Origin of the sequence: Granulicella sp. S156, assembly GCF_009766105.1 — a bacterium.
Lineage (GTDB): Bacteria > Acidobacteriota > Terriglobia > Terriglobales > Acidobacteriaceae > Granulicella.
In genome coordinates, this window is record NZ_LMUH01000013.1 from 1 (window position 1) to 20,869 (window position 20,869).

At 58.4% G+C, this 20,869-nt stretch carries 17 protein-coding genes; 8 read left to right on the top strand and 9 right to left on the bottom strand.

Translation table 11 applies throughout. The annotated features are described in order from the left end of the window. The 5 genes from GSQ91_RS10020 to GSQ91_RS10040 form a co-directional block, all read right to left on the bottom strand. Window positions 1–739 (bottom strand): patatin-like phospholipase family protein (locus GSQ91_RS10020; RefSeq protein WP_254064481.1); only part of this gene is annotated, 739 nt, incomplete at its 3' end. A 140-nt stretch (window positions 740–879) separates the two neighbouring features. Next, on the bottom strand, window positions 880–1,500 hold the full coding sequence (gene msrA / locus GSQ91_RS10025; RefSeq protein WP_158821424.1) for a peptide-methionine (S)-S-oxide reductase MsrA: 621 nt from the start codon (window positions 1,498–1,500) through the stop codon (window positions 880–882). A gap of 171 nt (window positions 1,501–1,671) precedes the next feature. Further along, window positions 1,672–2,028: a histidine triad nucleotide-binding protein gene (locus GSQ91_RS10030; RefSeq protein WP_158821425.1), complete on the bottom strand. Its 357-nt coding sequence runs from the start codon at window positions 2,026–2,028 to the stop codon at window positions 1,672–1,674. Between the two features lie 93 nt (window positions 2,029–2,121). Beyond that, the gene (locus GSQ91_RS10035; protein ID WP_158822151.1) at window positions 2,122–3,447 is read right to left on the bottom strand and encodes a M48 family metalloprotease; all 1,326 of its coding nucleotides are present in this window, start codon (window positions 3,445–3,447) and stop codon (window positions 2,122–2,124) included. Window positions 3,448–3,525: 78 nt separating this feature from the next. After that, a complete protein-coding gene (locus GSQ91_RS10040) occupies window positions 3,526–4,404 on the bottom strand; it encodes a MurR/RpiR family transcriptional regulator (RefSeq protein ID WP_158821426.1) in 879 nt (292 codons plus the stop codon). 607 nt (window positions 4,405–5,011) lie between these two features. Here GSQ91_RS10040 and GSQ91_RS10045 point away from each other — a divergent pair. Continuing rightward, the gene (locus GSQ91_RS10045) at window positions 5,012–8,413 is read left to right on the top strand and encodes a TonB-dependent receptor (RefSeq protein WP_158821427.1); all 3,402 of its coding nucleotides are present in this window, start codon (window positions 5,012–5,014) and stop codon (window positions 8,411–8,413) included. A 32-nt stretch (window positions 8,414–8,445) separates the two neighbouring features. On the opposite strand, the gene GSQ91_RS10050 is transcribed toward GSQ91_RS10045, so the two are convergent. Continuing rightward, window positions 8,446–10,077: a TIGR03435 family protein gene (locus GSQ91_RS10050; RefSeq protein ID WP_158821428.1), complete on the bottom strand. Its 1,632-nt coding sequence runs from the start codon at window positions 10,075–10,077 to the stop codon at window positions 8,446–8,448. Next, complete coding sequence (locus GSQ91_RS10055; RefSeq protein WP_158821429.1) at window positions 10,074–10,424, bottom strand: PadR family transcriptional regulator; 351 nt, start codon at window positions 10,422–10,424, stop codon at window positions 10,074–10,076. Before GSQ91_RS10055 ends, GSQ91_RS10050 begins: the two co-directional genes overlap by 4 nt. 327 nt (window positions 10,425–10,751) lie before the next feature. Between GSQ91_RS10055 and GSQ91_RS10060 the strand changes: the two genes are divergently transcribed. The 7 genes from GSQ91_RS10060 (at window position 10,752) to GSQ91_RS10090 (ending at window position 19,181) form a co-directional block, all read left to right on the top strand. Continuing rightward, window positions 10,752–12,515 (top strand): metallopeptidase TldD-related protein, encoded by a 1,764-nt coding sequence (locus tag GSQ91_RS10060; protein ID WP_254064483.1) that lies wholly within the window; start codon window positions 10,752–10,754, stop codon window positions 12,513–12,515. Further along, window positions 12,515–14,230 (top strand): metallopeptidase TldD-related protein, encoded by a 1,716-nt coding sequence (locus GSQ91_RS10065; RefSeq protein WP_254064485.1) that lies wholly within the window; start codon window positions 12,515–12,517, stop codon window positions 14,228–14,230. Before GSQ91_RS10060 ends, GSQ91_RS10065 begins: the two co-directional genes overlap by 1 nt. 146 nt (window positions 14,231–14,376) lie before the next feature. After that, window positions 14,377–15,534, top strand: coding sequence for an alanine racemase (gene alr / locus GSQ91_RS10070; RefSeq protein ID WP_158821430.1), 1,158 nt, complete (start codon window positions 14,377–14,379; stop codon window positions 15,532–15,534). 42 nt (window positions 15,535–15,576) lie between these two features. Further along, window positions 15,577–16,035, top strand: a complete 459-nt coding sequence (locus GSQ91_RS10075; RefSeq protein ID WP_158821431.1) for a hypothetical protein — start codon at window positions 15,577–15,579, stop codon at window positions 16,033–16,035. A 10-nt stretch (window positions 16,036–16,045) separates the two neighbouring features. Beyond that, window positions 16,046–17,230 (top strand): S9 family peptidase, encoded by a 1,185-nt coding sequence (locus GSQ91_RS10080; protein ID WP_158821432.1) that lies wholly within the window; start codon window positions 16,046–16,048, stop codon window positions 17,228–17,230. Window positions 17,231–17,260: 30 nt separating this feature from the next. Continuing rightward, complete coding sequence (gene glyA / locus GSQ91_RS10085; protein WP_158821433.1) at window positions 17,261–18,523, top strand: serine hydroxymethyltransferase; 1,263 nt, start codon at window positions 17,261–17,263, stop codon at window positions 18,521–18,523. Window positions 18,524–18,683: 160 nt separating this feature from the next. Beyond that, the gene (locus GSQ91_RS10090) at window positions 18,684–19,181 is read left to right on the top strand and encodes a DUF4126 domain-containing protein (RefSeq protein WP_158821434.1); all 498 of its coding nucleotides are present in this window, start codon (window positions 18,684–18,686) and stop codon (window positions 19,179–19,181) included. On the opposite strand, the gene prmC is transcribed toward GSQ91_RS10090, so the two are convergent. Beyond that, on the bottom strand, window positions 19,178–20,014 hold the full coding sequence (prmC, locus tag GSQ91_RS10095) for a peptide chain release factor N(5)-glutamine methyltransferase (protein WP_158821435.1): 837 nt from the start codon (window positions 20,012–20,014) through the stop codon (window positions 19,178–19,180). The two genes, GSQ91_RS10090 and prmC, sit on opposite strands and share 4 nt — an antisense overlap. After that, complete coding sequence (locus tag GSQ91_RS10100; RefSeq protein ID WP_158821436.1) at window positions 20,011–20,514, bottom strand: SRPBCC family protein; 504 nt, start codon at window positions 20,512–20,514, stop codon at window positions 20,011–20,013. Before GSQ91_RS10100 ends, prmC begins: the two co-directional genes overlap by 4 nt. Window positions 20,515–20,869: the final 355 nt, after the last annotated feature.

The following is a 20,869-nucleotide window of genomic DNA, read 5'->3' on the forward strand; positions in this document are numbered from 1 at the left end:
CGTGCCCGTCGAGCTGAAAGGGCTGGAAGACGCCGGGAATCGACGCCGATGCCCGTACTGCGTCCTGCAACGATCCGCGTGCGAAGGTAACGGTTTTCGCTGCGTTCAGATCAGTGGCTTGGCAGCGGAAAGGAATCGGCAGGTTATTGAAGTCGGTCTGGTCGTTGTAGCGCAGAAACTCTTTGTCCAGCAGTTCGTTGAGCCCAGTGTCCGTCAGCAGGCTGTTGCGGAAGGAGACGCCGTGCTTCAGCCCCGCCGTGATGGCGTTCGGGATCTCGCGGCTGTCCTCGCGGCGACGGAAGCTCTGCGAGGTATAGGACGACTGGATGCGGAAGACCGAGTTGACCGCATCGTTGGTCATGATGTGCGTCATCTGGTCGGTGGTGTGGCCGGTGGAATACAACGCCGCAATGATCGAGCCCATGCTGGTGCCGGCGATTACGTCGACGGGGATATGATGCTCTTCAAACCACTGCAGCACGCCGATATCGCTCATGGCCAGCGCACCGCCGCCACCCAACGCTACGCCGATGACCGGGCGATTCTTAGGCAGATCCTTTGGAGGTACTGAGGGATCGACTGGCCCCAGCTTCAACTGTGTCGTACTGGCCGATTCCTCGCCGGCGCTGGCCGGTTTGGACGCCGATTTGGAATCCTGCCCATGCGCTGCTGCCACGATCAGGACAATCGCTAAAAAGGCAACAGGGTATGCCAAAAGGTGTTCCGAGGTCTTTTTCAAGGTCGTCCGTCTCCGCCAGCTTGATCTGTGCCGGGGCACACATCCTCTACAGGGTACGTGCTTTAGACGCCAGACGGATGTCGTGCGGATGGACGAAGACGGTTTTCTTTGGCAAGGCACGCGGTGTCGCGCTGCGCTTCTTACCGCGTGTATTCCTGGAAGAGCGTTGGAAACTGCTGCTGGAGCGCGCCGATCTTCGGGATATCACACACCTGGATGTACGGGTTGTGCGGGTTCTTGATCGCGTAGTCCTGGTGGTACTCCTCACCGCGATAGAAGGCTTCGAGCGGAACGATCTGCGTAACGATCGCCTTGTCGAAGACGTGCGCCGCGTCAAGCTGTTTTACATAGGCCTCTGCCGCTTTGTGCTGCTGCTCATTGGTGTAGAAGATCGCTGATCGGTAGCTCGTGCCGATATCCGCACCCTGGCGGTTGAGCTGGGTCGGGTCGTGGACTACGGAAAAAAATATCCGCAGCAATGTACCGTAGCTCACCTTCGAGGGGTCGAAGACAATCTCCAGCGCTTCAGCGTGACCAGTCTCTTCGCTGCTGACGGTGCGATAATCGGCTGTCTCGGCTGACCCGCCGGAGTAGCCGACGGTCGTCTGCACGACGCCCTTAACCCTCTGGAAAACCGATTGCACACCCCAGAAGCAGCCTCCGGCAAAGACCGCCGTCTCATGTTGTCCGGCGTTTCCGGACAGTTCAATGTCCTGCAGGGGGGCTGGGATGGGTTCTTTCCGACTTGATCCGATTGCCATTGATTCTCCAGTCTGTGTTGCATGCCATTGGACGCAAGGAGTCAGTATTTCGATGCGGGGGCTTGATTGTTCCACGTGGAACATGGTTAGTTAACCCCCACTGAGGTAGAACCTAATCAGTTAACCCCACCTCAACCTGTACTTGAAGTGTTGTTCGCAAAAGACGTTCGTTTATCCCGGAGGCCAGCCTAAGTGCCTTCCTCCCAACAGATGCACATGTAGGTGCTCGACGGTCTGACCTCCGTCGAGGCCGGTATTGATGACCAACCGGTAGCCATTGGCGAGTCCTTGAGCCTTGGCGACCTCGCGGGCAGTCGCCAGTAACTGCCCCAGTATCGCCGTGTCGCCAGCGGTCGTGTGTGCGTGCGAGGTGAAGTGCTGCTTAGGAATTAGCAGCACATGCACTGGGGCTTGGGGGTTGATGTCGTTAAAGGCGAGTATCTGCCCGTCCTCGTGTAGCCACTTTACGGGGATCGTTCCAGCGGCGATCTTGCAGAACAGGCAATCGGGATTTGAAATCTCGGTCATGGCGACATCCTAGAACAGAGAGGAGAGAACAGAGAAGAGAGATCAGAGCTTGAAGAAGCGTCATCCTTTCTCTGTTTTCTCCTCTCTGTTCTCTTATCTCTCCTTCTTGAAATACTTCGGCTCCATACCCGGAGCCCACGGGTTATAGGCTTTTCCGAAGGCGGCGCGGCGGCTCTCCGCCGGGTGATTGTAGGTCCAGAACTCGATGAACCGGCTCGGGTTAGGATCGTCCAGCGTACTCTCGCCGTCTGTGTCGCAGGCTTGCTTGACCGCCGCTTGCGGATCGGGAACCAGACCATGAATCGCCTCCTGCCCATAAATGTCGGCAGCGTGTTCGATGTGGCGGCTGATGGTGTTCTCCACCGGCTCCGAAATGACACTAAATACTGCAAAGACCAACAGCATGACCGCGAGGGCTCCCCAATCCTCCTGCGACGCGATACGCCATCCCACGCCGAACCGTGCCAGCACAATGTGTAGCAGTCGATAGCCCAGGTAGAGCAGGAGAGGCAGGATCGCCAACGTCAGCAGAACGCCGTGCAGCACATGTCCAAGAACGTAATGGCCGGCCTCATGCCCGAACATCCAGAGCACCTCATCCGAGGTGCCTTTGGTAAGCGAGGTGTCCCAGATAACCAGGCGTTTGGAAGCGCCGAACCCCGTGACATACGCGTTCGGTGTGGTCACCTTGGCGCTGGCCTTCATCAGGAACATGTGGTCCGCAGGAATCTTCATCTGCTCCAGCTTCGCAACCAGGTCAGGATGGTGTTCCTGCAAGGGTTCGAACTGGTTGAACAGCGGGTCGATAGTGAGAGGCGCCAGGAATACACCCGCCAGCACGATGGGAATCGAAGCCACCCAGAACACCAGCCACCAGCGCCGCGGCGCTTTGTGAATGAGGAAGAACAACAGCATTACCAGCGCGCCGCCGATGAGCCAGTAGAGAGCCAGGCTCTTCCCGAGATCGCCGAACCAGCTGCCCCAACCCTGGATCGAAAATCCGTACTTCACCGCGAGAGAGTGCCCATACAGACTCAGGGGAAGGTTCAGCAGAACCCGCGCCAACAGCAGCAAGAGCAGAAACAGATAGCCCTGTACCCAGCGGTTGCGGCTGGCTCGCAGCGCGGTGTCGCGCATCCACGCAACCGCGCCCAGGCCGAGCAACAGTACGAGTTGCACAATGCCCCAGGCCTCAGCGGTGAAGTGCAGCGCCACGCGCACCTTCGCCAGATGCTGTGCCTTGGCGAGCTTGTCGGACGGCAGAGAGTAGTCCGGCAGATTTTCATGCAGCGGAGCCGCGGACATTTCCTGCTGCGCATAAACATTGGCTGCATGCTCAGCTGGGGTCTCGCTGGCGTGCGCGACACTCGCAAACGGAAGCAGAATGCAGAGAAGAAGTGCGAGCCGGACGAGGCGCATCAAGATCCCTTCGTGATGTTTTGAGTCTGCACGATGGCTCGAGACGCTGCAAGCCGTTCGACGATAGGCTGCCAAACGCTAGGATTCAGCTTGATACCAGCGATAGCCATGCTTTTGTTCCTGATCGGCGTCTTTCAAGCGGTCGACGACCTGCTTTCGCCTTAGATTGCCGACGCCTGCTGTGATCAGGTCAATCGTAGCGATTGGAGCGACGTAACTGGCGGCGAACGACAGGCTGTTGGTCGGCACGATCACGAATTCATTGGAGAAACGTGCCACGGGAGACAGTACGGAATCGGTAATGCCGATGCAATACGCTCCATTCTCTCTCGCTTTCTGGAGACCTTCGATCGTCATGCGAAGCCCGCGGCGGAAGCTGATACCAATCACAAGGTCGTTTTCGCCCATAGAGCGGACGAGATGGCTTGCACGGCCTGGATTTACGGCCGCAATCACCGGAAGCCCCGCGATGGTCAGGTGATACTCCATATACTCGACCAGCACCGAAGCCATATCGCCGCCGAGCAGAAGAATATGTTCCGCTTCATGAATGCGAACGGCGATATTCAAAATCTGATTCAGGTCGACTCGATCCATCACGAAATCCAGATTCTCCTGGAGCTGCTTCCGTGAGCCTTTCAGATACTTCGGGGTCTGAGGCGTCTTTCCCGCTGGCTGCATGCTGTCCAGAATGGTGCTGCTGGTGACAGATAGCTCATGGAGATAGTGCTGGAAGCTCTTATAGTTTTCGAATCCCAATCCCCGCACGATACGAACGATCGTTGCCGGTGCGGTGGCGAGACGATGAGCCATGTCACGCACATTCAAAAGTACGAACTCACGTGGGCTCTCTAAAACGGGACGGATAATCTGCTGGCGTTTCTCGCTCAGTTTGTCCAGCCGAAGCTCTGAGCCGAAATGGAAGGACAGGTCTTTCGATTCTTTTCTCGTCAGCATACGACTCCGCTGTTCGTAAATAGGGCACGGATTACCGATCCGCTCGACTGCGGCCAAATAGGCAAGGAGAACAGCAAAGCCAGAACATCCTGCGGGGTCAATGAATCAGCCTTCTGGAAGCGATGAGGAACTGCCTTCAACGGTACATTACTTTTGGAAATCGCCGTGCTATTCGAATCAGAAGAATCATTTGTGCCAATATATCCGAACCAATCCCGATCCATGCCTGGGTGGGGAGATTCCGCGATCGGTGCGTTTCAAGCAAACCTAAACCGCGACGTTGCGGTTCGTTAGCGCACGATTTTTCCAGATTTCAATGCAAAATTGGAGATCGTCAGCAAATGAAACGCGTCGCGACGATATCAGAATCTTCTTGACACTCGGTCGTCCGTCCGTTACCTTCGCATCTATTCTGAACATTTTGTACCAAGTGAAACAAATGCTTCACTTGATGCCGATCTACTGGATCGTTTGTTTCTGCTTAGGCCACCGCAGTAAATGTGCGCAGCACCTTTTGTATTCGTTTGCCGCTTGGCAAGAGAAGCGGGCAAGAAAAGCAGAGTTCAGCAACGCTGTCGCGGTTGTGGGCTCAACCAGGAGACTCCTTATGTTGATCCAGTGTCGTCGTTACGCCTTTCTTCTAGCCTTGCTGGCAACACTTGCCTTCTCTGGTGCTGTGGCTCTTGCTCAGACTGTGACAGGATCTATTCGCGGCGTGATTGTCGATCAGACTGGTGCTGCAGTAGCCGGAGCAACGATCAGTGCGCGTAACGTCGGTACTGGCGTAGTCACGAAGACGACCACAGACCGCAGCGGTACATACAACCTGCAGACTCTGCTGATCGGAACGTATGCGGTCTCAGCCAGCAAGCCTGGTTTCAGCGTTACGAACAACCGTCCTTTCTCGCTGGAGATCGATCAGATTGCCAAGATCGATTTAAAGCTTCAGGTCGGCGAAGTGTCGACGACGGTGGATGTAGACGCTAACACAGGCTCCATATTGCAGACGGAAGATGCTTCCCTCGGCACCACCATTACTTCCAACACGCTCGAAAGCATGCCTCTTCCCGGTCAGAATTTCTCTGCCGCGACCGTGTTCGTCCCCGGTGCCATCCTTCCCACCTACGGTTCGTTGGGCAGCTCGCAGGGTACAGAGCGTGACACGTCCTTTGCCTCGTCGACGCAGCCGTCCTTCAACGGCAACCGCATGCAGACCAACAACTACATCTTCGACGGTACGGACATCAATGAGCCGCTACAGAACACCATCGCCTATAACCCGGCCCCGGAAGCCATTGGCCAGATGCGCATCATCACCGGTAACGCCTCGGCCGAATACGGCAACGTGAATGGTGGCGAAATCCTCGTCGTCACCAAGGCCGGAACCAATAAGTTCCACGGCAGCCTTTACACGTTCTACGAGAATCAGGATGGCACCGCAAACACCTGGAGTAATGACTACAACAAAATTGCCAAGGGTGTCTTCCACCAGAACCAGTTCGGCGCCACCTTCGGCGGTCCCGTTTTCCGGAACAAACTGTTCTTCTTCATGGACTACGAAGGCTTCCGCCAAACCTCGGCGGGAACCAGCGTGATCTCGCTGCCTTCGCGAAGAATGCGCACGGGCGACTTCTCGGAGTTCTTAGGAGCGCCGAACGAATTTGGTCAGTCCATTCCTGCGGCACAATACATCCAGCTGTACAACACCACGAACGGCCTCACGGCGGCTACGCCGTATGTGAACAACCAGCTTCCGGTCAACAACCCCGTTGCTCAGTTTGTGTTTGCGACCCCAAGCTTTTATCCGCTACCGAACCGTCCCAGCACCAATGTTAACTCGCCCGACACCAACAACTATGGGGGGTACAACAAGTCTGCCGTCGTGAATAACCAGGGCGACATTCGCGTCGACTATGTCCTCTCGCCAAAGGACAACCTCTGGAGCCGCTTCACTCATGGTGGTGCCTACGATAAGCCCATCGTTTCCGTTCTTGCGTTCGAGTTCCCGGGGAGTAATGACTATCCGTTCTGGAACGGCGTCATCAACGAGGTACACACCTTTGGCACGAATCTGCAGAACGAGTTCCGCGCTGGCTACTCGCGTATCTCTAATCTCGGCGGCATTCCGTCCGATCCCTTCGGCCAATTCCCGACAGGCAGCGATACGAAAGTTGGCTACCCCTATGCCAGCCCGTACCCTGGCTTCACGGAATCGAACATTTCCAGCGCTGAAAAGAACATAGGTACTCTGGGTGTCGTGCAGGATACCATTGACAACATCTTCGACTATGGCGACACCGTGACTTGGCTACATGGCAAGCACATCGTCAAGGGTGGCGCGCAGATTTTGCGCTACCAGGAGAACTACTACTACGCCAGCAACAACGGCAACATGGGTCAGTTTGCGTACAACGGTGAATTCACCAGGGTTGCAGGGCTTTCAAACGGCTACGGCTTTGCGGACTTCGTAATCGATGCTTCCGAGCTCCAGGCTGTTGCCGGTACGGCAGGACGTGTTGGTCAACGCCAGTATCGTATGGCTTTCTTCGGCGAAGACGAGTGGAAGGTGACGCCGTCACTCACCCTAAACATCGGCCTGCGCTATGGCTATGACCAGCCGATGTATGAAGTCAACGGCAAGGAAGTTAACGTTGACGTCGAGCACCCGCAGAACTGCCCCAACTGCTTGCTCTATGCCGGCCAGAATGGTGCAAGCAACGCTCTGTACAACGCCTACCATACGCAGTTCATGCCGCGTGTATCGTTTGCCTATCAGATGAACCCACAGATGGTCATCCGTGGTGGCTACGGCATCACTGACGACTTTGAAGGCATGGGCGCTGCGCAGCGTCTCACACAGAACCCTCCATACATCCCTCAGTATTCGTACAGCAGCACTGCGCCTTCGGCGGCGAGCGGTGGAACACCCATTCATGTTGGCCAGGGCTTCACCGTTGGTGGGCTTACTCCTGGGGCTTCAAACAAGTACGAGGCTTGGGACCCGAACATCAAGCCCGAGCTGATTCAGCAGTACAATCTGACCCTCCAGACACTCCTGGGGTCACACTTCACGTTCCAGATTGGGTATGTCGGGAATGTCGCACAGCATCTCGTGGTTCCTGAACCGTTCAACCAGCAAACGATTCCGGGACCGACCAATACGGGAACTCAGCCGTTTGCTGCCCTTGTCGGCACCGGTGGCCAAGTCTACCTGACACTGGCTGAAGGTTACTCGAACTATAACGCCATGCAGATCCAACTGCGCCAGCGTCAGTTCCACGGACTGGAGTACACCTTCAACTACACCTGGTCGAAGAACATGACCAACAACCCCGGCTACTTCGGTATCGGAGGCGTCGACGGTCCGGGCACCTACCCGCAGAATATCTACGATCCGCATGCTGATTACGGTGTGTCGGGCTTCGACACCCGTAACGCAGCTAGCTTCGTTGGCGTGTATGCGATCCCGTTCGGTCATGGCCGTGATTACGGTTCCCACGTCAACCGCTTTGTCGATTGGGCCATTGGAGGCTGGAAGGTGTCCACGGAGGCCGTTCTCTATTCCGGCTTCCCGATCACCATCGGCAGTACCAACAATTCTGCCTCGAACAATGGGGGCGGAGCACGTGCTAACCAGTACCAGAAGCTGATCATCAAGAACCGCTCGCTGGCTCACTGGTTCGGTACAGATCCAAGTGCGACTCCGTGTATTGGCGCCTCCAACAATGTTTGCGCTTACGGTGCAGAACTCCCCAACTCATTCGGAACAGCGCACGTCGGCACCGAACGGGCACCGGGATATCGCGTCGTAGATTCCTCGATGTTCAAGCAGTTCCGCACGTACAAGGAGCAGTACATTCAGTTCCGCATCGATGCTTTCAATGTGGGCAACATTGCTTCTTATGCGGCTCCGGGTTCAACGGCTACCACGCCGTCGACCTTCGGCCAGATCACCTCAACTCTGTCTCCGGCTCGTCAGCTCCAATACTCACTGAAGTACCGGTTCTAACCAGCATCTGCGAAAGATGCAGAGTGCGAGAGTTAATTCTCTGAAGGCTTTTCCACGGAGTCGACCACGATAACTTCTATCTGCTCCTTCGCCGGTGTGAGCTTCAAGCCAAGTTGCTCTTCGAGGGCGGTGAAGAGTGAGGGCCACTGCTCGCCGGGGTCGGTGGGTGCTGTTCCGGGGCTAGGATCGACCGGCGTCCAATGCAGAGTGAAGTCGTACTGACCGGTGAGGCCGGTCTTGTCGACGATCGGGCGGCCGTCCGCCTCGGGCTCTGACGTAAGCGACCTGGACAGGTTGCTCAGCAGGGCAAAGTGTCCTTGCCAATGGCCGCGGCCAAGGAAATTGATGCGGCTCTGCGGCACGCCCGCCTCCAGGTCCTTTTCGTGGACCGGCGTCTGCAGCTTCGAGCCACCTTTGGCTACAGTCAGCACGAACGCCGGCATCTCGCGCATCTCGCGATGAAGCTTCAAGTGGAATCGCTCGGCGAGCAACGCTCGCTCCAAGGTACGACGCTCTTCATCCACAGGTTGCTGCGGCAGCTTGCTCCACCGCTCTGTTGTCGCGGGATCGACCTTGACCTGGACGTCGAATGCGTCCGAGAGCATCCATGCAGGCCCACCCTGAACCAGACCTTTGACGCTGCTGGGGACGCCGTAGGCGTAGGCGATCATCCCACGCAGGGTTGTGCCTTCACGCTTGAATCCGTCGGGTTGTCGCCAGTACAGCCCAAGGTGCTCCTTCGCTGGATCGCTGGGCTTCACCGTCGCGACCTCAAGCTGCGGCGCGGCTGTCTGCTCATGCATTGGAATCATGTGCACTAGCCCGAAGGCTAGCGGAGCTGCCATCGCAAGCAAGCCCAGCGCTGCTAGAACCAGCTTTCTGCCCATACTGGGGTTTCTGCGCATCAACAGTGTGGTCTGCCACGCGATGACCGCAAGCGCTATCAACTGTCCTAGATGATCCCTCAACAGTGGCCTGACCGAAGACAAAGTTCTCGCCGTCATGCGTGACCTTTGTTCTTCAGCACCTTTCATGTCTGCTCGCTGCTTTTCAGGTCTTCCACTGTCAGCCAGCCAGCTATGATCGAGTGCCCCGCTAGGGGCTCGCACTGTTTGCTCAACATCACCAGCAGATCGTTTGCCAGCCACTGCTGCGTCGCACGGTGCGAGATCGTAGCTGCGTATGCATGAATACGTCCTGTCTCCTTGTCCCCCTGTGCGGCCCTCTTTGCCTCCGGTGGAAGAACGATGATCTACACCGCTCTGGACGTTTCCATCTTGGCTCGAAGGAACGGACTGGAGATCGTTCGTGATGGCTTTGTTCGAGATCGTCGCGGAGAACCCAATCGCGAAGAAGAGCATGGTGGCCAGAACCGAAGCTCTGGCCAGCTCGAACAAAGTCGGCCCCTCTTGCGAAGCCGTGACGTATTGACCCGCGAGCAACGACGGTCGTGTGACGGATCCCTGTTCTTCCGTGCCGGGAAACGCACGCACGGTCCACTGTCGTCCCAAGGACAGCAGCGCATCAATGCAGAGCGCCGTGAAGCCATTGCTCTCCAATGCATCCTCAAAGTCGAGTCTCATCTCGCTGCCGAACTCATTGCGAAAGTCCGCGGGATGCAATCTGACAAGGACTCCATACAGCCGACGCTCGAGATCGATCATGCCGGTCTCTCCTCATGAAGACGCAGGCCGCGACGAGCCTCGCGGAGCACGCCTGTCAAGCGTTCCGTTTCGGCGGCCAATACAGAGCCTCCCGCTTGCGTCAGGTGATATCTCCGGCGTGGCTCGCTCTCGGAACTCTCTGCCGGAGACTCCTCCACGAGGCCAAGCTTGAGAAGCTTCTTGAGATTGTCGTAGAGCGTGCCTGGGCCAATTTTGTACTGACCTCCCGACTGCCGGGCGACCTCCAGCATGATGCCGTACCCGTGGAGGTCTCCACTAGTCAGTGCCAGCAGGACATGCAATGTGGCTGGCGAGAGAGGCAGATGTTTTGTGGGATCAGGCTTCATATTCGAAAAACGATATATCGGAAACCGAATAGGTGTCAACGCTTTTCCGCGGATCTGTAGTTGATCCAGGGCAAGCCCTCGACTTTCTGAAGAAATTCGTATGCGGGAATTTGCCGAATAGAGATTACCTTCGAATTCCGTCACTTGAGACAGGCGTGTGCGTTAGAACTGCTGGCCCGCGATCTTCGATACACTCGGCATACGATCTTTCGTGCAAGAAGCGGGTTTTCTTTGACTCCTCTGATGTATCTCAAACCTTTATTTCGCCGTCATCGTTTCGGTACCTTGGCCGGACTGACTACCTTTGCGTTTGCCACAGGAACCCTTATGTACGCAGCGGGTCCGCTCGCAAAGCCGGGTAACTCAACAGCCCCCGCGGCTGCGGCAAACAACGCCGCCGCTCCCGCTGCACAGGACCCCGTGCTGATGCAGGCCATGTCGACGGAGCTCGGCCGTGCGCTGTCGTCGCTGGGCACGGCGGCCGTGTCCACGAGCGCCACGCCGCAGCCCAAGCCTTACTTCCTCAGCTTCTCGGTGGCCGACGCGGAAAACGTCAGTATCACGGCACAGTACGGTGCGATTACGAACTCGAACGCCTCGCACGCGCGCACCGCGGATGTGCAGGTGCGGCTCGGTTCACCCGCGCTGGACAACACGCATGGCGACCATCGCACCAGCGCGCTGACCACTGTGCCGCTGCCGCTCTCGGATGACCGTGCCGCCATCGAACGCTCGCTCTGGTATGCGACCAATCGCGGGTATGGCAGGGCGCTCGACGCGCTGGAGAAGGTGAAGACCGAGCAGCAGGTGCGTGCGAAGGAAGAGGACTCTTCCGCCGATTTCTCCACCGAAAAACCAGTGATTGCAGAACTCCCTGCGGCACCGAAGCTGGAGATCGATCGCGCTGCATGGGAGCAGCGCCTGCGTGAGATCACCGGCGTCTTCCGTGGCTATCCGCATATCTTCTACGACACGGCGTACATGCAGGCCTCGCACGAGACGGATTATTTTGTCTCCAGTGAAGGCGCACGTGTGGATACGCCGAACCAGGTGGCGCGGCTCGTCGTCGTGGCGCGCACCCGAGCCGCCGACGGAATGGACCTCTTCCGGGTCGAGACCTTTGAGGCCGATACGACGGGGCATCTACCCGATCAGGCGACTGTGCTGGCCAAGACCACAGCGCTGGCGAAGAACCTCGACGATCTGCGCCTGGCGCCTATCACCGAGCCCTATAACGGACCGGCGATTCTCTCCGGCCGTGCTGCAGCTGTCTTCTTCCATGAGGTGCTGGGGCACAGGCTTGAAGGCCAGCGCCAGCGCGGCGATGAAGAGGGTCAGACATTTACCAAGCTGCTGAACAAGCCAATTCTGCCGAGCTTTCTCTCGGTCGCCGATGATCCCACGTTGACGGAGTTCAACGGCTATCCGCTCAGTGGTCACTACGCGTTCGACGACGAAGGTCAGCCTGCGCGGCGTGTGCAATTGGTCGATAGTGGAGTGCTCAAGACTTTTCTGATGTCGCGTCTTCCGGTCGCGAGTTTCGCGGAGTCCAACGGCCACGGCCGCGCCGAGACGGGCAAGATGCCCACCGGGCGTCAGGGAAATCTCATCGTGACTTCGACCAAGACCGTCTCCGATGCCGAGTTGCGCGAGATGTTGAAAGTCGAAGCCAAGAAGCAGGGAAAGGCCTACGGCCTGTTCTTCGAGGACATCTCTTCGGGCTTTGCCGTTACGACGCGCCGCTCGCCACAGGCCTTCCAGGTGATTCCTCTGGTGGTCTATCGCGTGTATGTGGATGGAAGACCGGACGAGCTGGTACGAGGTGTCTCCATTGTGGGAACCCCGCAGGCCGCGTTGAATCGCATCGTTGCGACGGGGGACCATCAGGACATCTTCAACGGCGAGTGCGGCGCGGAATCGGGTACGATCCCTGTCAGCGCCGTGGCTCCGGCGATGCTGGTGAGCGAGATCGAAACGCAGCGCCAGGCTCAGGGAACGGCGCGGCCGCCGATTGTCGAGCCGCCGCCGCTGGGGGATGCTACGGATGCTCCGGCAACGCCTGCTCCTGCTGCAACGAAAGGTGGCCGCTAATGAAGAAGACCACCTCGCAAATTGCCATACTGAGCGCAGCTCTCGCCGTAACCTTGGGTGCAACTGCGCAGACCGGCGTCGTTGCTCATGTCTCAGAAGCGGGATATGGGGTACCGAGCTCAACCCACAGCGAGGCTCCCGACCCTCTACTCATCGCGATGCAGCAGGAGCTTGCACGTGAGAAATCGCTGCTTTTGCTGCCCGGCATGCAGCGGCCCTACTTTATGGAGTACCGGCTCGAGGACCTGCATACCTACGAGGCTGTCGCCAACTATGGCGCGTTGACCAGCGAGAGCGAAAGCCACCAGCGTGTGGTGCGCGTTGAGGTGCGTATCGGAGATTACACCTCTGACTCCAGCTCTTCGCGCGGCGAAGGTTCGCTTCAGCTCGCACCCGGCGACAACGATCCTGCAGCGCTGAAGTATGTGCTCTGGACGGCGACGGATGAGGCGTACAAGAATGCGTTGCGGGCGTACTCTGCCAAGCAGGCTACGCTCAAGCAGTTTCAAAGCGCACCCACAGCCAACGACTTCACGCCCAGCAAACCCGTCACGCTGATCGAGCCGCTGAAGGTGCTTGACCTGGATCGCGCCGAGTGGAAGCGCCGCATCATTGAAGCCAGCGGGCTCTTTGCGGTCGCGCCTGAGGTTCGCAGCTTCGCGGCGGAGGTACAGAACTCGAGCTCCAGTATCGATGCCGTAGTGGTGAACCGCTATACGGTGAACACCGATGGCACCGTACTGCGCCATGGCTACGCGGGTTATAACGACGCGATCAACGTCGGCGGCCAGGCGGCGGACGGTATGCAACTCAGCCGCAACAATGGTTCCTCTGCGGCCACGGCTGATGCGCTGGAGAGTGCTGAGGCACTACGCAAGCGCACGATCAAGAACCTTCTCAGCTTCAAGGAACTTCGCGAGGCTCCGGTGGTCGATGCCGAGGACTATCACGGTCCCGTGCTCTTCTCCGGCGATGCCAGTGCCGATGTCATCAACAAGCTCTTCGTGCCGAACGTTGAGGCCGATCGGCCGGATATGGGTACCACCGCACGCACGCAGGGAGCGTATCAATCGAGCCTGCGCACGCCGGTGCTGCCGTCATTCCTCACGGTCGTCGATGATCCCGCGCTGCGCACCTTTGACGGCGAGTCGCTGGTCGGCGCGTACTCGGTTGATGACGAGGGTGTGCCGGTTGGGCCGGTTACGGTGGTCGATCACGGCAAGCTGGACAACTATCTGATCGGCCGCGAGCCGGTGAAGGACTTTCCCGCGTCGAACGGCCATGGCCGCGCGGCTCCGGGGCAGGCGGCTCACTCGCGTGCCGGGGTGATCGTCGTCAAGGCGACGCAGCCACTCTCGGCAGCGGCGATGCGGGCCAAGCTACTCGCCCTGGCGAAAGAGCAGGGTCGCGATGTGTATGAGGTGGAGACGCTCGGTGGTGAGTTGTCGCCGCGGCTGTTGTATCGTGTCTCACCCGATGGCAAGCGCACGCTGGTACGCGGAGCTGTGTTCGATGAGCTCGATCAGCGCTCTCTGCGCAGCGGGCTGCTGGCCGCCGGCGGCAAGCCATGGGTCGCGCAGACTCTGAGTCCGGTGCCCGAAACCACGATCGTACCCAGCCTGTTGTTTGCCGATATCGCGGTCAAGCGTGCCAGCGAGCAGCAGCAGAAGCTGCCGTACTATGCGCCGCCAGCTATTGTGGACGTGCAGAAGTAATGAGGCTCTTCCGCGGCATTTTGGTCGCTGTGGCAAGGACCGGAAGGGCATGGCTGAAGCCATATCCTTCCGGTCTTTGCCGCAGTTGAAAACGTGCTCAGAACAGACGGCGCAGGGATAATGAACACAACGCGGAGTTGCTGTCTTTGAAGAGTTGGATTGAAATTTCGAGCTCCAGGCTGGCAGAAAACTTCCGCGCCGTGCAGGCGGTCACAGGCAATGAAGTAGAGGTGCTTCCCGTGATCAAGGCCGATGCCTACGGCCACGGTGCCATGGTCTGTGCTCCGGTATTGGTGGAGGCTGGAGCGAAGTGGCTGGGTGTCGATGATGTGGCAGAAGGTGCGGCTATCCGCGAGGCATCCCCGCATAGCGGCACGCGCCTCTTGGTAATGTGCGGTATGGAATTGGCCGATGCGCCTGCGATGGTGGCACACGGCCTTACACCGGTTGTCTGGACGCAGGAGCACGTTGCCGCGATGGAGCGCGCTGCGCAAGCTTCGGGACATCCCATCAAGGTGCATCTTGAGATCGAGACTGGCATGGGACGGCAGGGAGTGGCTCCTGGAGAAGATCTGACGCGCACGCTCGAACGTCTTGCGAGTTCGCAGTGGGTCAGATGCGAAGGCATCATGACGCACCTCTGCTGCTCTGAATCTGCGGGTGCCGAGATTACCGAAACGCAGCGTGAGCGGTTTGCGGCAGCGCTCGATCAAGCCATAACCGCCGGCTTGCATCCCGAGTTTATTCATCTCGGCAATACCTCGGCGGTAGATGAGGGTGGCACCATGGCGTGGATTCGCGATACGGCGAAGTCGCTCGGTGCACGCGCGATGGTCCGCACGGGATTCGCGATCTACGGACATTGCCTCGAAATCGAAGGCACGCACGTTCATGCTGGAGTGCTCGCTCCAAAATTGTCTCCGGTGCTCTGCTGGAAGACACGCGTCATAGGGGTGCGTGAGGTCGCTGCGGGGGCGACGGTAGGCTATGGCGCAACGTTTGTCGCTGCACAGACAATGCGGCTGGCGCTGCTGCCTGTGGGGTACGCCGACGGCTTTCGCCGCGCTGCATCTTCGGGTATCGGCAACGGCTGGGTAATGATCGCGGGCCGGCGTGCGCCTGTCGTTGGCCGTGTGTCGATGAACCTGACGGTAGTGGACATCAGCGGCATCGAGGACGTGCATGAAGGAATGGACGTTGTGCTGCTGGGCGAAGGCGTCACCGCCGAAGACCACGCACGTTGGAGTGGCACTATTGCCTATGACATTCTGTGCGGCATTCGCGCGAACTTTGAGGCGCGCTGAACCAGAGTCACCCTTGTAACCATTGGAATTAGAAGGTGTTCGATGTCGAAGGCTCGCCAGAACAAAGTGTCGCCGCTAGCCAGCGGTTTTGAAACGGTAGCTCGCCGTACGGCTGTGCCACATAAGTTTGTGCTCGAAGCCTTGGAGTCGCTTACTCCAGGAACGCGTTTCATGTTCAGTTGCTTTGCGATCTACGTTGGCGACAAGATTGTCCTCCTGCTTCGCGACAAACCGAATGCGACCGCAGACAACGGGGTCTGGCTGGCTACCACTGCGGAACATCACGAGAGTTTGCGTCGAGAGTTCCCCCATATGCGGTCCATTCAACTGTTTGGAAAAGAAGTGACGAGTTGGCAGGTGCTTCCGGTCGATGCTCCGGATTTCGAAGAGAGTGCCCTGCACGCGTGCGAACTCATCCTCCGCCGCGATCCCCGTATTGGCAAGGTGCCAAAGAGCAAGCGGAGCGCGGTGGATTCAAGGGCGCCTCGTGGCAAACGGTAAACTATAAGGGATGCTCTCTCAGCTTTACGCAAAGTGGATGTACGAATGGGAAACCGCGCTCACCACGCGCGACCAGAACCGCATCGAGCGTCCGCTCGAGTGGGGTTTTGACTATCTCTCTGATTTCGGCGGCGAAGAGGCTGCGCAAAAAGTGGCCTCGGGTGAACTTACCGCGCTCTCCGCAATGAGCGCGCTCAACGAGCGAATCTCCGCCGACCCGCACAGCTTCTTCGACTACGCCACACCCACCGACTTCCGCATCGAGCAGCGCCACCCCGAGCTCTTTCCTACCAATGTCCGGCCGGAGACGCTCGAACAGGAGCGCGAGTACCACCGCCAGGCTGAGGTTGGCGAACTGCGTCGCGAGCCCTTCCTGCGCTTTACCTCGCCCGTACGCACGCCGTATCCCGAGAACGATACGGTCAATGCACGCTGGTATCCGGCGGAAACAGGAGACAAGAGCCCAAAGCAGGCGATGATCGTCATGCCGCAGTGGAACGCCGATGCCTTCTCGCACAATGCTTTTTGTACGATGTTCAACCGCTTCGGCATCTCCTGCTTACGGCTTTCGAAGCCCTACCACGACATCCGCCGCCCGTTGGAACTCGAACGCTCCGACTATGCAGTAAGCGCAAACATCGGGCGCACCATCTCCGCCTGCCGCCAGGCTGTTGTAGATATTCGCAGCTGCATCGACTGGCTGCAGTCTCAGGGATACGAACAGATCGGCGTGCTGGGTACGAGCCTCGGCAGTTGTTACTCGTTCATTGCCGCTGCGATGGATCCGCGCATTCGTGTCTGCGCGTTCAACTATGCATCCACATGGTTTGGCGATGTCGTCTGGACGGGGCAGAGCACACGCCACATTCGCGCCTCATTCGAGCATGCAGGGCTAACGCAGGATCAGGTCCGGCAGATATTCCTTGCTGTCAGTCCGATGTCGTACATGGCGCAGTTCGCGGCGAATCCTCGGCATACTCTGGTCGTCCACGCCACGTACGACCTGACGTTCGTGCGCGAGTTCTCACTGGACGTCTTGAAGTCCTTCGACGCCCATCATATCGACTACACCTCTAAGGTGCTGCCCTGCGGCCACTACACCACTGGCGAGGCGCCGTACAAGTACCTCGACGGCTGGTATCTCGGGTCGTTCGTGTGGAGAACGTTTAAACAGCTGAAGCTGGAAAAGTCTTGACGCAGCCTCGCCACTGTAAAATTGTGGGATATGCCTATCGACCTGAACGCCACGCTTGCCGTAGCCGACCCCGACATCGCTGCCCAAATTGAGAACGAGGTTGTGCGTCAGCACGAAGGCCTCGAGATGATTGCCAGCGAGAACTTCGTCTCACGCGCTGTACTGGAGGCCGCCGGCACGGTTTTCACCAACAAGTACGCCGAGGGCTATCCCGGCAAGCGTTACTACGGCGGCTGCGAGTTTGCCGATGTTGTTGAGAATCTGGCCCGCGATCGTGCCAAGCAGCTCTTTGGCGCAGAACATGTAAACGTGCAGCCGCACTCCGGCTCGCAGGCCAACGCCGCGGCGTACATGACGCTGGTGCAGCCGGGCGACACCGTCCTCGGCCTTGATTTGGCCCATGGCGGCCACCTCACCCATGGCCACAAGCTCAACTTCAGCGGCAAGCTCTACAAGATCGCAGGCTACAAGGTTCGCCAGGATACCGAAGTCATCGACTACGATGAGCTCGAAGCCCAGGCCATCGCCGAGAAGCCAAAGATGATCATTGGTGGCGGCTCAGCCTATCCACGCCAGTTCGACTTCGCGCGCCTGCGCCAGATCGCCGATAAAGTCGGCGCTTACCTCTTTGTAGACATGGCGCACTTCGCAGGTCTGGTTGCCGGCGGAGCGCACCCCTCTCCTGTGCCGCACGCACACATCGTCACCACGACCACGCATAAGACCCTACGCGGCCCACGTGCCGGTCTGATTCTTTGCAACGCCGAGTTCGCTGCAGGGGTAGACCGCAGCGTCTTCCCCGGCCAGCAGGGCGGCCCGCTGATGCACATCGTTGCCGCCAAGGCCGTGGCCTTCAAGGAGGCGTTGCAGCCCGAGTTCGCCGCCTATGCGAAGCAGACGATTGCGAACGCCAAGGCGCTTGGCGAAGCGATGCAGGCTGAAGGCTTCCGGATTGTCTCGGGCGGCACGGATACGCACTTGATTCTGGTCGATGTCTTTGCGAAGGGTATTCTCGGCTCCGAGGCCGAGTTCGCGCTCGGCGAGGCCGGCATCACGGTCAATAAGAATGCGATTCCGTTCGACGTCAACCCTCCGATGAAGCCCAGCGGCATTCGTCTGGGCACTCCCGCGCTGACCACGCGCGGCATGAAAGAAGACCAGATGCGGACGATCGCGAAGTGGATCGCCACAGCACTCGAGCACCGTTCGGACGCCGCAAAACTCGCTGAGATCCGTGGACTGGTGGGCGAGTTGGCGGAGCAGTTTCCGCTGTACGGATGGTTGCGCGCCTAGTGGTTTTTGCATTTATTTGTTCTTCGCCGTCATGCTGAGCCATAGGCTCAGCATGACGGCAAAAACCAACCCAAAGCCTCCAGCCTGACGCCTCACCCCTATATGCGCTACATTCTCTTCGTACCGGGGTTAGTCTTGGTACTGTTACGAAGAGGGTTCTATGTTCTGGATTATTGCTCTCGGTATAGCCACCGGCATGCGCACGATGACACCAATCACCGTGGTCTGCTGGTTTACGGCCTTCGCTCTGTTGCCGGCGAACGGCTGGACGTTCTGGGCCGCGAAGATGATCACCGTGATCATCTTTACGATAGGTGCGCTCAGCGAGTACTACATCGACATACTGCCGCAGACTCCCAGCCGTACCAGGCTTCCGGGCGTGCTGGCACGGCTGGTTTCTGCGGCACTGACAGGTGCGGTGGTGGCGGCCGCTCTGCGGGAGCCACTCGCAGGGGGCATTGTCTTTGGCTGCATAGGAGCTCTCATCGGAACCTACGGGGGCCATTCCCTGCGCCTGTACTTTGGCAGGCTTGTAGGCCGGGATCTCCCTGTCGGGCTGTGTGAATCGGTCCTTGCGCTAGGGATCGCTGTGTTGGCTCTGAACTTCATCCACATGGACATTCAGGAAGCAGCAGGAGCCGCACGCACGTTCTTCTAAACTTTTTCCGCGAGCGCGACGCGCGGGATGTTTGCATAGTCGTCCACAAACCTCACATCGTCCCAGCCGATGAGCAACTGCTCCAGCGCATGGCGTTGGCCGAAGCCGATTTCCATGGCTAGCAGGCCCCCCTTGCGCAAAGCGGATTGGGCGGCAGGGATCAGCCGCTGGTAGACATCCAGCCCCAATTTACCGGCGAACAGCGCGGTGTGCGGCTCGTGCCCTACGACTTCGCGTTGCATCTCGGCAGCGTCACCCGCTGGGATATAGGGTGGATTTGAGGCCACAAGATCGAACCGCAAACCTGCTGCGATCTCTGCGTCGACCCCCGACAGCAAGTCACCCTGCACAAATCGTATGCGTTTCCCAAAGCCGAGCCGTTCGGCGTTGTCGCGAGCTACTGCCAGCGCGCTGGGTGAGATATCTGTTGCAATCAGCTCGGCAGAAGGTAGATGCGCGGCCAGCGCAATGGCAATCGCTCCTGAGCCTGTTCCTATATCCGCGATGCGCAGCTTGACCGGCTGCGTTGCGGCCCATGCCAGCGCGGCCTCGACCAAATGTTCTGTCTCGGGGCGGGGAATCAGCACATCGGGCGTCACCTGCAGCTCGAGACCGTAGAACTCCTGACCGCCAGTGATGTACTGGAGCGGCTCGCCCGAATTGCGGCGGGCCACAAACTCGAAAAACGTCTCCGCATGTGTCGCATCGAGTTCCGCCTCAGGATGCGCGAGCACCCACGCGCGTTCGCAGCCGAGCACATGGGCAAGCAGCGTCTCGGCGTCGCGACGGACGATGTGGGTGGAGGCTTGGACGAGGGCTTCGCGAAGGGTCATGCGTTAGCTGAGTATAGATAACGTTGCCACTCGTCTGTTTCCGCAACCTGTTTGATGACCACGTTGCGCTCCTGCAGCAGTTTGCGCATATAGCGGCGCAACACGAAGAACTCGGCTAGTCTTCCAAGCCATGGCAGCGGCGCAGAGAATCGAAACTCGTCCACCATCTCCGTGCGAGGCGAGCCATCGTCTGCAGGGGAGAGCTCGCGAAAGAAGTGGTCGTGCTGCATGGATCGAAAGGCTCCGCGCAGCATGGTGTCTTGAAAATAGCGCGGCGGGTCGAACGCGGTGATGAGACTGGTCAGTTGCTGTCGCACGAAAAAGTGCCGCGCCTGCCACGTCACCTGTTCTCCCATGCCGACGAGCCCCGTACGTGTGCCTGCAGTGGCCTGCTCTCCGAAGTGTGTGTTGCCCAGCAGATGTACCTCGATGGAGCGCGCAAGATCGAAGACGCGTTCGAGTGGCGCAGCGATGACGGTGACCTCGCGCAGTTGAACCATGTGCTGATAGTAGTTACTTCGTCCGATTTTCGAAAGAGCTTGAAAGAAGTTGTAAGTGACCCATAAAGGTTGAGCATTTCATTATGCCGCCATTATGGGTGGGGGGCTTTCATAAACATTGTTGCCGGTTGACCTGGCAGATTGGAGCACCCCCCATGCCCTCGCAAAGAGGAGCCATACGTCCTAGTTCACCCGTAGTTTCGCATTCTCTGTTGTGTTTGCACCTGGAGGCAGTAATTTTGTTGGAACATCAGCTTCAAATATCGCGCAAAAAAAAGAAAGAAAACTCTTTTTCTCTTCGTAAGCTAATTTTTGGACAACGTCATTTGCTGGGCGCCTTTCTTCTTTTGTTGGG

Coding starts and splice junctions, on each gene's coding strand:
- GSQ91_RS10050 (WP_158821428.1), bottom strand. CDS start 10,077: ATGATCGATCTCGAGCGTCGGCTGTATGGAGTCCTTGTCAGATTGCAT.
- GSQ91_RS10075 (WP_158821431.1), top strand. CDS start 15,577: ATGTCGAAGGCTCGCCAGAACAAAGTGTCGCCGCTAGCCAGCGGTTTT.
- GSQ91_RS10065 (WP_254064485.1), top strand. CDS start 12,515: ATGAAGAAGACCACCTCGCAAATTGCCATACTGAGCGCAGCTCTCGCC.
- GSQ91_RS10090 (WP_158821434.1), top strand. CDS start 18,684: ATGTTCTGGATTATTGCTCTCGGTATAGCCACCGGCATGCGCACGATG.
- GSQ91_RS10055 (WP_158821429.1), bottom strand. CDS start 10,424: ATGAAGCCTGATCCCACAAAACATCTGCCTCTCTCGCCAGCCACATTG.
- GSQ91_RS10030 (WP_158821425.1), bottom strand. CDS start 2,028: ATGACCGAGATTTCAAATCCCGATTGCCTGTTCTGCAAGATCGCCGCT.
- GSQ91_RS10080 (WP_158821432.1), top strand. CDS start 16,046: ATGCTCTCTCAGCTTTACGCAAAGTGGATGTACGAATGGGAAACCGCG.
- GSQ91_RS10040 (WP_158821426.1), bottom strand. CDS start 4,404: ATGCTGACGAGAAAAGAATCGAAAGACCTGTCCTTCCATTTCGGCTCA.
- GSQ91_RS10060 (WP_254064483.1), top strand. CDS start 10,752: ATGTACGCAGCGGGTCCGCTCGCAAAGCCGGGTAACTCAACAGCCCCC.
- glyA (WP_158821433.1), top strand. CDS start 17,261: ATGCCTATCGACCTGAACGCCACGCTTGCCGTAGCCGACCCCGACATC.
- GSQ91_RS10035 (WP_158822151.1), bottom strand. CDS start 3,447: ATGCGCCTCGTCCGGCTCGCACTTCTTCTCTGCATTCTGCTTCCGTTT.
- GSQ91_RS10100 (WP_158821436.1), bottom strand. CDS start 20,514: ATGGTTCAACTGCGCGAGGTCACCGTCATCGCTGCGCCACTCGAACGC.
- GSQ91_RS10045 (WP_158821427.1), top strand. CDS start 5,012: ATGTTGATCCAGTGTCGTCGTTACGCCTTTCTTCTAGCCTTGCTGGCA.
- msrA (WP_158821424.1), bottom strand. CDS start 1,500: ATGGCAATCGGATCAAGTCGGAAAGAACCCATCCCAGCCCCCCTGCAG.
- prmC (WP_158821435.1), bottom strand. CDS start 20,014: ATGACCCTTCGCGAAGCCCTCGTCCAAGCCTCCACCCACATCGTCCGT.